Consider the following 17396-nt stretch of genomic DNA (forward strand, 5'->3'; position numbering starts at 1 on the left):
AAATTAATTTAATGAAATGGTATCAATCAAACGAATATTGTTGACAAAAACTGCTATAAAAGCACGATAGTTTTTGTTTTTATCTTTATTATGGCATGTGATTAACTTTTCTTCATCGGCTATAACGAAGTATTCTAATTCAAAAAGTGGATGATTTTCAAATGTCTTTTGGACAAATTGATTCACTTTTTCAATATCTTCATTTTGGAATTTAATTTTAGCCTGAGCCAATGTTTGGTATATAAGTCCAGCTTGTTTCCTTTCTTCTTCAGATAAGCGTTCGTTTCTTGAACTCATCGCTAGTTGATTGGCCTCTCTGAATATTGGACAGCCAATAATTGTTACAGGAAGATTGTATTTAACAGCTAGTTTTTTTACAATTTGTAATTGTTGAAAATCTTTTTCTCCAAAATAAGCCCTAGTAGGATTCACTATTTCAAATAAACGCTTAACGATTGTTCCTACGCCATTAAAATGACCGGGTCTAAATTGACCTTCCATTTGATTTTCTAATCCATCAAAATCAAAAGATTGTGAGACAGGATTTCCACTGTAAATATCTTCTACTGTGGGAGCATAAACAATTATATTGGTACTTAATGCGGTAATTTTTGTTAGATCAGCTTCAAGATTGCGGGGGTATTTTGCTAAATCTTCTGGATTATTAAATTGAGTTGGATTGACAAAAATACTAACTATAGTATGTGTGTTTTCTGTAAGCGATTGTTGCATTAAAGCAAGATGACCACTGTGTAACGCGCCCATCGTAGGAACAAAACCAATTGAAGAATCAGCAGTACTGATAAGCTCTAAGTGTGCTATTAATTGTTCTTTCGCGTAGAAAATTGGCATACCAGTTGTTTTAAATGGAGTGCAAACTTAACATATTTGTTATAAAGTGCATAAATTTTTGTAATTTTGCTCGGTTTTTATTGCCAAAAAATTTAGTTAATTATAATATGAAAGACAAGAAGATATTATATGTATCATCTGAAGTAGTTCCTTATCTTGCTGAAAATGAGGTTTCTTTGATGTCCTATGACGTTCCTAAAATGATAAATGATCAAGGAGGGCAAATCAGAATTTTTATGCCTAGATATGGTAATATTAATGAAAGACGACATCAGTTGCATGAAGTAATTCGACTTTCAGGGATGAATTTGGTAGTAAATGATTTAGATATGCCACTTATTATTAAAGTTGCATCTATTCCAAAAGAAAGAATTCAGGTTTATTTCATCGATAATGATGACTACTTTAAGAGGAAAGCTACTTTCGCCGATGAGAATGATGTGTTGTATCCAGACAATGACGAACGCGCAATATTTTTTGCTAAAGGAGTTGTAGAAACAGTCAAAAAGTTAAATTGGGTACCAGATATTATTCATGTTCATGGTTGGTTAGCTGCAATGTTACCGGTTTATATGAAGCATTTTTATAAAAACGAAGCTTTATTTTCTGATACAAAAATAGTTACGTCTGTTTATAGTCAATCTTTTGAAGGTGCTTTAGACACTCAAATGATGCAAAAAGTGAAGTTTGACAATGTTCCTTTAGAATCTATTTTGGATCTTGAAGTGCCAAATTATGAGAACATTATCATGACAAGTCTCAAGCATTCGGATGCAATTATTGTTGCTAGTGAAAATGTTTCACCAAGTTTAACAAAATATATTGAATCTTCGGGAAAACCTTTTTTACCTTTCCAGTCAAAAGAAGTATTTGCAGATGCGTATACTAATTTTTACAAAAACGAAGTGCTTAAAGTTTAAAATTCAACCCAATAATATGTACAATAATTCTTTTGCAAAGAGAACACTGCTATTTTTTATCTCAATCTTTTTTCTATACTCTTGCGATAAAGAATATAATTCAATAGGAGCTGATTTACTTGGTCAAAACAATTTTGATTTTTTACAATATACTTCTGATGTTGTAGCCTATAACCAAAAAGTTGGACCAGTAGATGCAATTAATTTATCTGTAAATTCGTTAGGGATTGCCACTAATTCTTCATTTGGCAAAACAATATCTCATTTTGCAACACAAGTGAATTTGTCAACTGTTTCCCCTTCCATAGGAGCTAATGCTGTAATCGATAGCGTTTATTTATCTGTACCCTATTTTAGTACTTTAAAAACAACCAATGCAAATGGCAGTAAAACCTACGAATTAGATTCAATATATGGAGGGCAAGCACCTATAAAGTTGAGTGTTTTCGAATCGGGTTTTTTTATGAGAGATCTAGATCCATCGACTAATTTTCAGACTCCACAGCCTTTTTTTACCGATCAAAACAGTACTTTTGATAATGCAAAAATCGGTTCTAGACTGAATAATTCTTCAGATGCTTCTCAGAATGATGCCTTTGTATTTAGCCCAAAAGAAATAGTTCAAAAATCCATTGCTACCGATGGGAAGGAAGTTTTAAATAGATCAGTTCCCGCAATGCGTTTGCGATTAAATAGCAATTTTTTCACTTCTAAAATTTTGAATGCACCAGCAGCTAAGTTAGCTGCAAACGATGTTTTCAAAGAGTATTTTAGAGGCCTTTATTTTAAAGTAGAAACAGTTCCAGGAAGCGAAGGAAGCTTGGCTATGATGAATTTCAAAGCAGGACGAATTACTATTAATTATAAAGAAGATTTGGTCACCAATGGAGTAACAACTAGAGTTTCTAAATCTCTAGATTTAAATTTAACAGGTAATTCGGTTAACTTATTTGAAGATACTAATACAGTTGCATCGTATTTAAATACGGTAAATAATCCAAACACCACTGAGGGAGATGATAATCTCTATATTAAAGGCGGGCAAGGGTCAATGGCGGTAATTAATTTATTCAATTCAGCGGCTGAGTTGAACAGAATAAGAACTAGCGGTTGGTTAATTAACGAAGCGAATTTAATTTTTCATATTGATGCAAATAAAATGAATGGTTCTGAAGAGCCTAACCGTTTGTATCTTTATGATCTTACTCATAATATACCAATAGCTGATTTTAATTTAGACCCCACCAGCTCACCTGATGTGAAAAAATCTAAATTTATTTTTGGAGGACTACTTACAAAACAAGAAGGAGCTAATGGTCGAGGCCTATCCTACAAAGTTAGAGTTACTAATCAGATTAGAAATTTAATCAAGCATTCTGATTCTACAAATGTAAAGTTAGGCTTAGTTGTTACAGAGAATATCGCAGAACCTACTTTTTCGAAATTAAGAAGCGCAAATGCATTTACATCAAAGTTTCCTAAAGCAGCAGTTATGAATCCTCTTGGAACAGTACTTTACGGTACCAGCTCCAGAGTACCTGCAGATAAAAGGTTAAAACTTCAAATTTATTATACAAAACCTAATTAGACTAAATATATGTGTGGAATAGTTGGATATATTGGATATAGAGAGGCCTATCCTATAGTAATTAAAGGATTGAAAAGATTAGAATACCGTGGCTATGATAGTGCAGGTGTTATGTTATATGATGGAGTAACCTTAAAATTGTCTAAGACAAAAGGTAAAGTTTCTGATCTTGAAGCTAAAGCCGCTTCTGAAATTACAACTAATGGAACAATTGGAATGGGTCATACACGTTGGGCTACACATGGTGTTCCAAACGATGTAAATTCGCACCCTCACCTTTCAAATTCAGGAAATTTAGCCATTATTCATAATGGGATTATTGAAAACTATGCTCCTCTTAAAGAAGAATTGATAAAAAGAGGATATGTTTTCCACTCTGATACGGATTCAGAGGTTTTAGTTAATTTGATTGAAGATGTTCAGATTAAAGAAAATTTAAAATTAGGAAAAGCAATACAAGTAGCTTTAAACCAAGTGGTAGGTGCTTATGCAATTGCAGTTTTTGATGTTAAAAACCCTAATGAAATTGTTGCAGCTCGTTTAGGCAGCCCTTTAGCAATAGGGGTAGGCGAAGGAGAATATTTTATAGCTTCAGACGCTTCACCATTTATAGAGTACACTTCAAATGCTATTTATTTAGAGGATGGAGAAATGGCAAATATCAGGTTGCATAAACCTATGAAAGTTCGTAAAATCAAAGATGATTCGCTTGTAGATCCTTATATTCAAGAACTTCAAATGAATTTGGAGCAAATTGAAAAAGGAGGTTACGATCATTTCATGTTAAAAGAAATATACGAACAGCCAAGTGTAATTAAAGATACCTACAGAGGAAGACTTCATGCTAATGAAGGAATTATCAAAATGGCTGGTATTGAAGATAATTTAGAAAAATTTTTAAATGCAGATCGAATTATCATTGTGGCTTGCGGAACTTCTTGGCACGCAGGACTTGTAGCTGAATATGTTATTGAAGAATTTGCAAGAATCCCAGTAGAAGTGGAATATGCTTCCGAATTTAGATACCGAAACCCAATTATAAGCAGTAAAGACGTTGTTATTGCCATTTCACAATCTGGTGAAACAGCGGATACAATGGCCGCTATTAAGTTGGCAAAAGAAAACGGAGCATTTGTTTTTGGGGTTTGTAATGTGGTGGGATCTTCTATTTCTAGAGAATCGCATGCGGGTGCTTATACCCATGCTGGTCCAGAAATTGGTGTTGCTTCTACAAAGGCATTTACCACACAAATTACAGTTTTAACCATGATTGCGTTGCGTTTGGCTAAAGCCAAAGGTACCTTGTCAAAATCTGATTTCCATCAGTATTTACAAGAATTAGAGATTATTCCAGAGAAAGTTAAAGAAGCTTTAGATACGAATGAAAGAGCAAAAGAAATTGCAGCTACTTTCAAAGATGCAACGAATTGTTTGTATTTAGGAAGAGGTTATAATTTCCCTGTTGCTTTAGAAGGGGCGTTAAAATTAAAAGAAATATCATACATCCATGCTGAAGGTTATCCTGCAGCAGAAATGAAACATGGTCCAATTGCTTTAATTGATGAACAAATGCCTGTTATTGTTATTGCTCCTAAGCAAGGACATTATGATAAAATAGTTAGTAATATTCAAGAAATAAAATCAAGAAGTGGGCGTATTATTGCGGTAGTAACTAAAGGTGATACTCAAGTTCGCGATTTAGCTGATTTTGTGATAGAAATACCTGAAACTTCAGATGCTTTATCGCCACTTATTACAACAATTCCTTTGCAATTATTGTCATATCATATAGCAGTAATGAGAGATTGTAATGTAGATCAGCCTAGAAATTTAGCAAAATCGGTTACAGTGGAGTAAAAATTAGCACATATAGTTAGTAAAAAAGCAAGATTTATCTTGCTTTTTTTATTTTTTACCCAACGCTATTTTTTTATGATTTTTTCAATAACGTTCCGTTTTTTGAAAAAATACATTCTTTTTTTTCAAAAACCACATCAAATACTGACAATTATTTAACGAAGGCAAATGCTAAATAGCTAGAATTTTGGGTATTAGTTGTTAAAAATGAAATTTTTATACGATTTTTCTATTAAAAGCAAAAAATATTTGTATTTTGGCTGCATAAACCAACAAAATTTAAACCAATGAGAGTATACTTACTTTTTTTGACCTTGTTTTTTTGCAGCATTTCTTTTGCTCAAAACACAATTTCAGGTACTGTTTTAGACAGTAATAAACAATCTGTTCCCGGAGCCAACATTAAGGTTGTTGGAGACAAATCAGGTGCTATAACTGATTTTGACGGAAAATTCATTTTGAATACAACTAAAAAATTACCCTTCCAAATTGAAATTACCGCTTTAGGTTTTGGATCTAAAAAAGTGTCAATTACTACTGCTAATCAAAAAGTAGAAGTTACACTTATGGATGAAGAAACAAAGTTAAATGAAATAGTAGTTTCTGCTTCAAGAACACCAGAGCGTGTATTGGAATCTCCAGTAACTATTGAAAGAATGGGTATTGCAGAGATTAAGAAAACTGCATCGCCTTCTTTCTACGACGGACTAGAGAATCTTAAAGAGGTTCAAATGAATACGAGTAGTATGTCATTCAAGTCCATTAATACTAGAGGTTTTGCTACGGTAGCAAATACACGTTTCATGCAACTAGTAGATGGTATGGACAACTCTTCTCCATTGTTGAACTTTGTTTTAGGAAACCTGATAGGTGTTTCAGAAATAGATACACAAAGTGTAGAGTTACTTCCAGGAGCGTCTTCTGCTTTGTATGGAGCAAATGCCTTCAACGGGATTTTATTTATGAATAGTAAAAATCCATTCACAAGTGAAGGAATCACGGCGTATGCAAAATTTGGTCAAACTAGTCAACAAGCCGCTGGTGTTAATGATTATTTGGATTATGGTGTAAGAATGGCTAAAGCATTTAGTCCTTATTTAGCAGCTAAAGCTAATTTTACTTATATGAGAGCAACCGATTGGTTTGCTACAAACACTAATGGTATAAATTCAGTAAATGGTGATGAGATCGTTGGAATTGACAGATCTAACATAAATTATAATGGTATAAACGTCTATGGAGATGAGGTTTCAACCAATATTAAAGGAGTTGGAAACTCATTGGCTGCACTTGGAAGAATTCCAGCATCGGCAGTGAATTTATTGCCAAATACAAATGTAAGTAGAACTGGATACAATGAGACAGATTTGACAGATAATAAAGCTTCAAATACAAAAATTGACTTCTCAGTTCATTTGAGACCTTTTGGTAATGAAAAATTAGAAGTGATTTGGCAAAGTAAATTCGGTTTTGGTAATGCCGTTTATCAAGGTGCCAATAGGTATTATTTGAATAATTTCTCTATGCAACAGCATAAGCTGGAATTCAAAGGTAAAAACTTCTTTCTTAGAGGATATACCACTACAGAAGATGGAGGACAATCGTATGATATGTTGTTTACAGGTATTAATGTTAACCGTAAATGGAAAGCAGACAGTCAATGGTTTGGGGAATATGCAGGAGCATATATCCAATCAACTTTGGGAGGAATGACGCCAGAGAACGCTCACAAAGCAGCTCGTGCTACAGCAGATACTGGAAGATTATTACCAGGAACACCGGGATTCGTTAATGCTTTCAATCAAGTAATTGCTGATCCAAATGTATTATCAGGATCCAGATTAGTAGATAATTCAAGAATTAATCATTCGGATGTGAATTATAATTTTAAAGATCAAATCAAATTTGCAGAAATTCAAGTAGGGGGATCTTTCAGAGAATACGTATTGAATTCATTTGGTCGTATTTATACGGATGCTGATGGTCCAATTCGTTATAATGAATATGGAGCTTACACTCAAGTTATGAAAAAAGTAATGGATGATCGTTTAAAATTTACAGGATCTATTCGTTATGACAAAGCTCAAAATTTTGAAGGCAACTTCTCTCCTAGAGTTTCTATGGTATATACAGGAGGAGAAAGCAGAAGACATAATTTTAGAGCGTCTTTTCAAACAGGATTTAGAAACCCTACCACACAAGATCAATATATTGGGTTTAACGTAGGTAGTGCTATTTTATTAGGATCTGCTCCTGATAACTTGACTAGATATAGAGAAACTTTGCAGATTCAAACACCGATAGGGCAATTGTTTGCGGGTGGTTCATCAGTAAATATTACAGGTCTAAATGCTTATAACAACTCCTATACTGCGGCTTCTGTAGCTCAGTTGAGTGCTACTGGAAATCCTGCTGTATTAAGAAAAACAAATTTACAGTTCGTAAAACCAGAAGAAGTGAAAGCTTTTGAATTAGGATACCGTTCATTTATTAAAGATATGTCAATAGATCTTAATGGTTATTATAATGTGTACAACAACTTTATTGGAAACTTAAATGTAGTTGCGCCATTATATGGTAAAGCACAAGACGCTCCAAATCCTGGTGCTGGAGCTGCTGATCCAGGAGTGCAGTCGCTTCATGCATTGCAGAATGGGAACATCAGAGCTTTCCAATTGTATACTAATACGGATGTTGAAATCCAATCACTTGGTTTTGGTGTTGGATTATCTAGAAAAGTATACAAGGATTTTGAAGTAGGAATGAATTATAACTTTGCTGAATTTGATTTTGATCGCACAGCAAATCCAAGTTTTGAAGCAGGATTTAACACACCAAAACACAGAGTTAAAGCTTCTTTTGGAAACGAAAAACTATTCAAAAACTTTGGGTTCAATATTAGTGGAAGATGGAATAGTGAATACATATGGGAATCTACAATGGTGGATGGGGTAATTCCTTCAGCTACAGTTATTGATGCTCAAATTAACTATTTGATACCAAAATTGAAGTCTACGCTTAAAATTGGAGCGGCTAACTTAGGAGGTAGAGAGTATATCCAAGTGTTAGGTGCAGGTGCAATCGGGCAACAGTATTTTGCTTCATGGACAATTAATCCATAATTGATTTAATAATATAAAAAATACAATCATGATAAAAAATTTCAAATGGCTATTATTAGTTTCGTTAACTTTTGTAGCTTGTAATGATGATGAAGATATTATTGTTGAAGAGCCAGTATCTGCTGGTTCTGCAGTATTCTCAAAATATGTTGCTTTAGGAGATTCTTTTGCGGCAGGTTTTAGCGATGGCGCTTTATTTATTGAAGCTCAAAAAGGAGCTTATCCTAACATATTAGCTCAGCAATTTTCGGAAGCTGGTGGAGGTGCTTTTACAACTCCTTTTACAGCTGATAACACTGGAGGCTTACTATTAGGAGGAAATGTTATTGCAAATCAACGTTTGTTTTTTAACGGAGCTGCTCCAACTCCTGTTTCAGGAACGCCTACAACTAATGTTGCTACTAAAGTAACTGGTCCGTTTGGAAACTTAGGAGTGCCTGGAGCTAAAAGTTACCACTTAGTTGCTGCTGGTTATGGTAATGTTGCTGGAGTTGCTGCGGGTTTAGCTAATCCTTACTATGCTCGTTTTTCAACTTCTGCTACATCAACTGTTTTAGGAGATGCCGTGGCGCAAACACCAACTTTCTTTTCATTATGGATTGGAGGAAATGATGTTTTAGGATTTGCAACATCTGGAGGAGTAGGAACTAACCAAACTGGAAATATGAACCCAGCTACATACGGTTCAAATGATATAACTGACCCTACTGTTTTTGCTAGTGTTTACAATACTTTAGTAAACGGTATGACAGCTAATGGAGCAAAAGGAGTGGTGGCTAATTTACCGTATGTTAATACCTTGCCATTCTTTACTACAGTACCTTCAAGTCCTTTGTCTCCAGCTGCATTAGGGGCTAACCTTGCTACACTAAATGCACAGCTATACGGACCTTTAAAACAAGCGTTAACTGTTTTTGGAGCTGGGGATAGAATTAATTTACTTTCTGCCACAGCTGCAAATCCTCTTTTAATTAGAGATGAATCATTACCTAATTTGTCAGCTCAATTAACCGCTGCTTTTACTCCTACATTAGGGGCTACAACCGCTGCTTTTTACGGGGCTGTTTTTGGTCAAGCGCGTCAAACAACTTCAGCTGATTTGGTTTTATTGACTACACAATCTGCTATTGGTGCTGCACCTACAGCTGCAAATTCAGGGCTTGGAATTGCTCCTCCAGCACCTTTAAATAGTTTTGGGATCTCATATCCATTACAAGATATGCATGTATTAATTCCTTCTGAAATTGCTGCGATTAGAGTAGCAACAGACGCTTATAACACAAGCATTAAGGCTATTGCAGATGCTAAAGGGTTAGCTTTTGTTGATGCTAAAGCGATAATGAACCAATTGTCAAGTACTGGTATTGTTGCTAATAATTTTACAATGACATCTCAATTTGTATTTGGAGGTTCGTTTTCATTAGACGGAGTTCATCCAAGTCCAAGAGGATATGCTTTAATTTCAAATGCTTTTATTGATGCAATTAATGCTAAATACGCTTCAACTTTGAAAAAAGTTGATTTAGGTAAGTATAGAATTTTATTTCCAGCTAGTTTATAAATAAACAGCTTTAAATTATTAACCACTGCTCAAAAGGCAGTGGTTTTTTTATGGGTTAATATTTATGTAGTTTTTTTAACAAAAAATTATTGATTTTATATTTTAAAAATTATCTTTGCACTCTGTAAAAAGGATTTATTTGATAACTTTCAATTAAGTCAATTTCATAAACCTAAATAGCTATTTAATAAATACATAAGTAATGTCTAAAGTAATAGGAAAAGTTGCCCAAATCATTGGTCCAGTAGTTGATGTAGTTTTCAACGGTAAAGATGTTGAACTTCCAAAAATTTATGATTCGTTAGAAATCACAAGAAAAGATGGAACTATCTTGGTTCTAGAAGTACAATCGCACATTGGTGAAAACACTGTACGTACCATTTCGATGGATTCAACAGATGGTTTGAGCAGAGGTTATGAAGTAGTAGGAACAGGTAATCCAATCCAAATGCCAATTGGACCAGACGTTTACGGACGTTTATTCAATGTTATTGGAGATGCCATTGACGGTTTAGGGAACTTACCAAAAACAGGAGAAAATGGATTGTCAATCCACAGAGCTGCTCCAAAATTCGAAGATTTATCAACTTCTTCTGAAGTTTTATTTACAGGGATTAAAGTAATCGATTTGATTGAGCCTTACGCAAAAGGGGGTAAAATTGGATTGTTTGGTGGAGCTGGAGTAGGTAAAACAGTATTGATTCAAGAGCTAATTAATAATATTGCAAAAGGTCACGGTGGACTTTCAGTATTCGCAGGAGTAGGAGAAAGAACACGTGAAGGGAATGACTTACTTCGTGAGATGTTAGAGTCTGGAATTATTAAATACGGAGAGGAATTCATGCACTCTATGGAAAATGGAGGATGGGATTTATCTAAAGTAGATATGCCAGGAATGAGAGAGTCAAAAGCTACTTTCGTTTTCGGACAAATGAATGAGCCACCAGGAGCTCGTGCTCGTGTAGCACTTTCTGGATTATCTATCGCTGAGTATTTCCGTGATGGAGCTGGATCTGATCAAGGTAAAGATGTATTATTCTTCGTGGATAACATCTTCCGTTTTACACAAGCAGGTTCTGAGGTATCGGCACTTTTAGGTCGTATGCCATCTGCAGTAGGTTACCAACCGACATTAGCAACTGAAATGGGAGCTATGCAAGAGCGTATTACTTCTACTAACAAAGGATCTATTACATCTGTACAAGCGGTTTACGTACCTGCGGATGACTTAACTGACCCGGCGCCAGCAACAACATTTGCCCACTTAGATGCTACAACAGTATTGTCTCGTAAAATTGCTGAGTTAGGTATTTATCCTGCGGTAGATCCATTGGATTCTACTTCAAGAATTTTAACTCCACAAATTTTAGGAGATGAGCACTATGATTGTGCACAAAGAGTAAAAGAAATTTTACAGAAATACAAACAATTACAAGATATCATTGCGATCCTTGGTATGGAAGAGTTATCTGAAGAAGATAAATTGTCTGTATCTAGAGCACGTCGTGTACAACGTTTCTTATCTCAACCATTCCACGTTGCTGAGCAATTTACAGGAATTCCAGGGGTATTAGTTGACATTAAAGATACTATCAAAGGATTTAACATGATTATTGATGGTGAATTAGATCACTTGCCAGAAGCTGCTTTCAACCTTAAAGGAACTATTGAACAAGCAATTGAGGCTGGAGAAAAAATGTTGGCAGAAGCATAATTCAATTAACAATGGATAATTAACAATTGACAATGTAAAAAATTATCAATTATCAATTATCAATTATCAATTATCAATTATCAATTATCAATTATCAAAATGATTTTAGAAATAGTATCACCAGAGGCAAAGTTATTTTCAGGAGAAATTACTTCATTATACCTTCCAGGAGTTGATGGAGATTTTCAAATCTTGAATAATCACGCGCCAATTGTTTCTTTACTTAAAAAAGGAACTGTAAAAATTGCAGCGCCAAGTTTTACGCTTTCTAAAGAAGCAGCAGCTAAATTAACGAAAGTAAATGACCAATTGTATACTTTATCAGTGGAGTCAGGAACAATCGAAATGAAAGACAATAAAGTAATTCTATTAGCTGACTAATACGAATTAAGATTCATAAAAAAAGCCTAACATTCGTTAGGCTTTTTTGTTTTAGATTGCTCTATAGATTAGTTGAAAATAAAACAAACCACTTATTTAAATTTTCAACTTGAATGTAATTTATTCTGCTCCATCAACACGGGCTCTTGCTATTGCAAATTTCCCAACCGTTTCTCCCAAAAGCAATCCTTTTTCGCAATCACTTCTGTAATGGATTGCGCCAAACAACCGTGAGTTGGACGCGTCTTTTGCCATAGCCTTAAATTGGGTAGCCTTTTCAGGTATAATATGAGACAAAACAGTAGCGGCTGCACCACTAAATGTAGAGTGTCCAGATACATAGGCTGGGAAGTTTGGAATCCCTGTTAATGTTTTTATAGACGGGTCTATTTGTGTTGGTCTAGGATTAAAATAATAATATTTAGCATCCCAACAACTAATTGCGGCATCCATAAGAGAAAGATTCAATAAGGCCATATTTCTAGCCCAACGTACCTCACTATAATTTTTTGTTACAAAGGCATCTGCTGCAATTGCGTTCCAATGACCCGGCGGCGTATAAGTTCCTACACCATCTGCCCAAAATGTTACAATATCCATTTCTTTGCGACTAGCATTTTGACTGAATTTTTTTACTTCAGCTAGTTCTTGTGCAAACTGTATCGATTTAGTTGATGGTGGCGGGACAGGACGACTAGCAATAACGTCAGCAGTAGACATCAAGAACGAACGTACATTTCCAAACAAAGGCAACATAGGAGGCCGAGCAGGTAAATCTAAAGATAACCACGGAATTTCGCCTTTCGCTATTGTTTGAGTTTCGAGTTGCGACCAAATAGTTTGATTTCCAACAGCAGCACCCATTCCGTCAGCTGCTGCTCTTGTGATGTATTTTGCCGCAATTTTTCTACCTAAAGCAATACCGGCTTCTACATCGCTTCGCACATTGGCACCGCTGATAATTCGGTATAATTTTTCTTCTTCTGCTTTTCCATTGATATAAGCAATTTCAGTTGGGAATAATAGTTTTAATAATTCTACAGTTACACCAGCTAATACTCCATCCTCTGACGGATATGAAGGCATTCCGTTTTTAGGGATGTGCACTTTTATTGCATTGTCTACAACATAGGGTGCTGCACGGTTGTATAGCTTTTTGTAATGCCAAGTTGCGACCAATGCATCATACTGGGCAGCACTAACATAAGCATAAGCACGAGCGGCATAAGGTGGATTTGAAAAGGGAAAAGGAGTATTGGCAAACGGATTAGTAGCCGAAGGCGTAGGATAGGTTCCATCTGCATTTTGGTAAGGAGGTAAATTATATTTGGCTACCAAAGTGCGCATAATTTCGTTCCAACGTAAAACACTACCGGCACTCCAGTATTGGATGATGCCTTTTTGTTCCTTATTAATATTGGCTTGATAGCTCTTAATTTCGTTTAATTCTCTAATAAAAGCAGTGCTGTTTGTTGCTGCAGGAGCCTCCAAGCTGAATTCATCAGGAGCAGAAAGTAAAATAGGTTTCCAATTTCCAGCCATATCATCATTATTGGAAGGATTTAACATTGGATAGTTTTCTGAACGATCATCAAATTCATTACTACAAGATGATATAGAGATAAATGAAACAAATCCTAAAAGGGTGATAATTATATTTTTCATTGAATTTTTTTATTGAAATTGATGATGTAAAAGAAGCCTGCATAGATGGCATTTGTTTGACCCACATTTCGTCCGTCTAAAACGTGATTGAAACCACCAACAAGCGAAAGTGCTTCTTTACCAGGGAAAGTATATTTAGAATGCATTCCAATTCTAAGAGCATTCATTGTATTACTTGGAAAAGGCATATTGTTTTTTGTAATGTCAAAACCGCCTTGCGTTACTTGGTTATCCAAAATAGCTTCAGCAATTAAACGACCGGAACGGTACCCCGTGCGTAAGTTTATATTAATTACATCAGGCATCGCTACCTCATTGGAGTAGACCATTTCCGTTGTAAAATAGGCATTTCGGTCTATTGTAATTGCAGCTCTTTTTTGATAAGCTGCAGACAGTGTGGTAAAAAAGTTACCTCTTTGATAGTCACCCATTAAACGGAAAGTAGCGGTTCTACTTTGTAGACCAATACTTAAGGGTAAATAATCGGCAACATAGTTGGTCGTTGGAATTGAGACGCCTGCTATCGTGTACACTGAATAAATACCTTGCCCAATCGTTTTTTCAATAGGCATGTATTTTATCGTAGCGGATAAATCTTGCAATCCATTTTGTCCTTTCAAAGTGCCTGCCGAAGCTTCGGTAGCAATATAAGGCAAACTCACAATCACGTTCAATTTGTCAGTAACTCCGTAGTTTCCATTGATGCTAATATTGTTGTTAGAAACCGTTCCTAAATTTTGATTGTCTCTTTTGAAGGTTCCTTCCCAATAATTGCTCCAGGCTCCGTATTGAAAAATCGCTCCTGTACAAAGTTGGTTTTTACTCATCATGATGCCGTCAATCTCAGTTTGCGCATTTGCAATAAAATGGCATAATAATAGACAGCAGAAATATATTTTTTTCATTTTAGATAATTAATAGCATCTTACAAATGAATAGCCTCAACTCAATAGCGTTGATGAAATGAGTGATAACAAGACACCATTACTTTTAGGTAACGTGATGGCATATTCATTCTAAGAAAAATAAATAGTAAATAAGATAGGATACTATATTTGACGTGTAGCATTATACCCTAAATGGGTTTTACGTCACGAGTGTAGCCAATAATTTTACAGAATGAAAGAATACCTTGTTGTAAAATAAGGTGTATTAAACAGACAATTCAATTGAGTAAATAATAATTGGTTAACCCAAAATTAAATACAATCCGGAGGAGAATAGGGTAATGAAAGATGACCTGGATTAGTAAATTCAGCGTCATTGGTATAAAAAGAATCAGTTGAAACAACCGCCTGAGTTGGCATAGGAATGCTGACTTCAGGATTATCGATATAATCTTTGATAAATGATTTCAATAATTTTTTTGTAGGCGATTCTTTCGAAGATCCTGTATTGAATAATTGACTATGAACAAGGTCGTTTAAGTCTTTGCTTACGGTATTTTCATTAGCGTTAGGCAGATAATACAAACTTAATACATTGTCCTTTATTTGCTTTTTAAAGATATGATAGCTTTTATTATTGATGACTACATCTTCGTTTACATCTTCAAATTCTGTGTCATCGACAAACGAATACAATGAGGCATTTAATCGTAAAACTCGAAAATCAGAAGGGCTTGTATTTCCCATACGCGCAACCCATGCTTGCTGCTCTTTGAACGCAAACATTAAATAATAACCTATCATGTTGTAGAATAAGGTTACTACTAAAAAAAGGGTGGCTAATCTCTTCATCGGTAACGAAAATAGAAAACTATTCAATCGCCAAATCTTCTAACTAGATTATTTTAACATTTTTTTAACAAAAATTGAACTGTTGCTACAACGAAAACCTTTTCGATTTTGCCTCAAAAATTTGAAGAAACCAAAAGATCAAAAAATTGCCTTATTTTTGTAGCGTATGAAAAAGCTGCCAGAAATACTTTTTAATAAATTAAATGTTCGTTTGCAAAACAACGCATTACGTAAGTTGCCACAAGAAACTGACTTGGTTGATTTTTCATCGAACGATTATTTGGGTTTTTCTAATTCTAAATTAATTTTTGATACTACACATCAGTATTTGTTAGAACATAATCAAATACAAAATGGCGCTACAGGATCTCGTTTGCTTTCTGGCAACCATTCTATTTACAAAACTGTGGAGGATTATATCACTCAATTTCATCAAGCACAATCAGCTTTGATTTTCAATTCTGGTTATGATGCGAATGTTGGTTTTTTCAGTGCTGTTCCTCAAAAAGGAGATTTGATTTTGTATGATGAATTATGTCATGCTTCTATTCGGGACGGGATTCAGCTATCCAATGCGAAAGCCTATAAGTTCCAACATAATGATTTAGAGGATTTAGAACGATTATTAGTTCGGAATTCAGAAAAGACAATTTATATCGTTACTGAATCCGTTTTTTCAATGGATGGTGATACGCCTAATTTGGAAGAATTAGTTCAGTTGGCTGAAAAACACGATGCTTATATGGTAGTTGACGAAGCACATGCTTTAGGTGTTTTAGGTGACAAAGGGGAAGGTCTTGTTCAAAGTTTACATCTACAAGATATAGTTTTTGCGCGAATCATGACTTTTGGTAAAGGATTGGGCTGTCATGGTGCGGCAATTTTGGGAAGCCAAGAATTAAAAAGTTATTTAGTCAATTTTGCTCGAAGTTTTATTTATACGACAGGTTTATCGCCTCATTCGGTGGCTACTATTTTGATGGCTTATCAGCAGTTGGAAAAAGCAACAGATAGTCAACAACAATTAAAAAATAACATTGCTCATTTCAATCAGGAAAAGAATCGATTGAGCTTAAAGCCTTTGTTTGTATTTAGTAAATCAGCCATCCAGTCAGCTATTATTCCTGGGAATGAAAGAGTCAAAAGCATAGCCCATCAATTACAAAGCAAAGGATTTGATGTTAAGCCTATTTTGTCTCCAACGGTTCCTGAAGGCCAAGAGCGCTTGCGTTTTTGTTTACACAGTTACAATTCAGAAAATGAAATTACTCAATTAGTACAATTATTATCTAATTGTATAATTTAACTTTTTTCTATCATTTATTTCCTGATAACTTATCGATATTTGTACTCAAATTGTATAAAAAATGAAACTATTTATTACAGGAATTGGTACCGATGTGGGTAAAACTATTGCCTCATCAATTATTGTTGAAGCACTTCAAGCTGATTATTGGAAACCGGTTCAAGCGGGTGATTTAGATAACTCAGACAGTCATAAAATTCAATCTTATATTTCTAATTCTTCAACAGTTATACACGAAAATAGTTATAAATTAACTACGCCAGCTAGTCCACATTTAGCTGCTAAATTAGATCAAATCACGATTGACATTCAACAAATTGTTGAGCCAAAAACAGCTAATCATCTTGTTATCGAAGGTGCAGGTGGCGTTTTAGTTCCCCTGAATAACTCCGATTGTATCATCGATTTAATTAAAGATGATTACAAAGTGATTGTAGTTTCTAGACATTATTTGGGCAGTATTAATCATACATTATTAACTTTAGAAGCCTTGCGCTCCCGCAATATTCCTGTTGCGGGTATTGTATTTTCAGGTGATGAATACCCTTCTTCTGAAGAAATTATTTTAAGCAAGTCAAATGCTAAACTTATTGGAAGAATAGAAAACGAACCTTATTTTGATCAGAATGTAATTCAGTATTACGCGGATAAATTTAGAGAGCCATTGCAAAGTTTATAATTCATTTGTCAA

The 17396-nt window shown here is 34.7% G+C and carries 13 protein-coding genes; 9 read left to right on the forward strand and 4 right to left on the reverse strand.

What is annotated here, in order from left to right; all coding sequences use genetic code 11:
• Positions 1 to 3 precede the first annotated feature (3 nt).
• On the reverse strand, positions 4 to 852 hold the full coding sequence (panC, locus tag LPC20_RS03695) for a pantoate--beta-alanine ligase (RefSeq protein ID WP_229326605.1): 849 nt from the start codon (positions 850 to 852) through the stop codon (positions 4 to 6).
• Positions 853 to 959: 107 nt separating this feature from the next.
• Between panC and LPC20_RS03700 the strand changes: the two genes are divergently transcribed.
• From LPC20_RS03700 to LPC20_RS03730, 7 genes are all read left to right on the forward strand, one after another.
• Positions 960 to 1772 (forward strand): glycogen/starch synthase, encoded by an 813-nt coding sequence (locus LPC20_RS03700; protein ID WP_229326606.1) that lies wholly within the window; start codon positions 960 to 962, stop codon positions 1770 to 1772.
• 16 nt (positions 1773 to 1788) lie between these two features.
• Positions 1789 to 3360 carry a BamH family beta-barrel-assembly machinery protein gene (locus tag LPC20_RS03705; protein WP_229326607.1) on the forward strand — a complete coding sequence of 524 codons (1572 nt, stop codon included), beginning with the start codon at positions 1789 to 1791 and terminating at the stop codon, positions 3358 to 3360.
• Between the two features lie 9 nt (positions 3361 to 3369).
• Positions 3370 to 5217, forward strand: a complete 1848-nt coding sequence (gene glmS, locus LPC20_RS03710) for a glutamine--fructose-6-phosphate transaminase (isomerizing) (protein WP_229326609.1) — start codon at positions 3370 to 3372, stop codon at positions 5215 to 5217.
• Between the two features lie 287 nt (positions 5218 to 5504).
• Positions 5505 to 8339: a TonB-dependent receptor gene (locus LPC20_RS03715; RefSeq protein WP_229326612.1), complete on the forward strand. Its 2835-nt coding sequence runs from the start codon at positions 5505 to 5507 to the stop codon at positions 8337 to 8339.
• 28 nt (positions 8340 to 8367) lie between these two features.
• On the forward strand, positions 8368 to 9900 hold the full coding sequence (locus tag LPC20_RS03720) for an SGNH/GDSL hydrolase family protein (RefSeq protein WP_229326614.1): 1533 nt from the start codon (positions 8368 to 8370) through the stop codon (positions 9898 to 9900).
• 202 nt (positions 9901 to 10102) lie between these two features.
• On the forward strand, positions 10103 to 11614 hold the full coding sequence (atpD, locus tag LPC20_RS03725) for a F0F1 ATP synthase subunit beta (protein WP_229326615.1): 1512 nt from the start codon (positions 10103 to 10105) through the stop codon (positions 11612 to 11614).
• A gap of 99 nt (positions 11615 to 11713) precedes the next feature.
• A complete protein-coding gene (locus LPC20_RS03730) occupies positions 11714 to 11995 on the forward strand; it encodes a F0F1 ATP synthase subunit delta/epsilon (RefSeq protein WP_229326617.1) in 282 nt (93 codons plus the stop codon).
• 120 nt (positions 11996 to 12115) lie between these two features.
• On the opposite strand, the gene LPC20_RS03735 is transcribed toward LPC20_RS03730, so the two are convergent.
• The 3 genes from LPC20_RS03735 to LPC20_RS03745 all read right to left on the reverse strand — a co-directional run bounded on the left by LPC20_RS03735 (position 12116) and on the right by LPC20_RS03745 (position 15399).
• Positions 12116 to 13660: a vanadium-dependent haloperoxidase gene (locus LPC20_RS03735; RefSeq protein ID WP_229326619.1), complete on the reverse strand. Its 1545-nt coding sequence runs from the start codon at positions 13658 to 13660 to the stop codon at positions 12116 to 12118.
• Entirely contained in the window at positions 13657 to 14565 is a 909-nt protein-coding gene (locus LPC20_RS03740; protein ID WP_229326621.1) for a hypothetical protein, read from the reverse strand. The genes LPC20_RS03735 and LPC20_RS03740 overlap by 4 nt, the downstream gene beginning before the upstream one ends.
• Positions 14566 to 14859: 294 nt before the next feature.
• The gene (locus tag LPC20_RS03745) at positions 14860 to 15399 is read right to left on the reverse strand and encodes a hypothetical protein (RefSeq protein WP_229326623.1); all 540 of its coding nucleotides are present in this window, start codon (positions 15397 to 15399) and stop codon (positions 14860 to 14862) included.
• A gap of 166 nt (positions 15400 to 15565) precedes the next feature.
• Here LPC20_RS03745 and LPC20_RS03750 point away from each other — a divergent pair, with 166 nt between their 5' ends.
• The gene (locus LPC20_RS03750) at positions 15566 to 16705 is read left to right on the forward strand and encodes an aminotransferase class I/II-fold pyridoxal phosphate-dependent enzyme (protein ID WP_229326625.1); all 1140 of its coding nucleotides are present in this window, start codon (positions 15566 to 15568) and stop codon (positions 16703 to 16705) included.
• Positions 16706 to 16766: 61 nt separating this feature from the next.
• Positions 16767 to 17384 carry a dethiobiotin synthase gene (gene bioD, locus LPC20_RS03755; RefSeq protein WP_229326627.1) on the forward strand — a complete coding sequence of 206 codons (618 nt, stop codon included), beginning with the start codon at positions 16767 to 16769 and terminating at the stop codon, positions 17382 to 17384.
• The last annotated feature ends 12 nt before the right edge of the window (positions 17385 to 17396 follow it).

This window comes from Flavobacterium ammonificans, assembly GCF_020886115.1.
Lineage (GTDB): Bacteria > Bacteroidota > Bacteroidia > Flavobacteriales > Flavobacteriaceae > Flavobacterium > Flavobacterium ammonificans.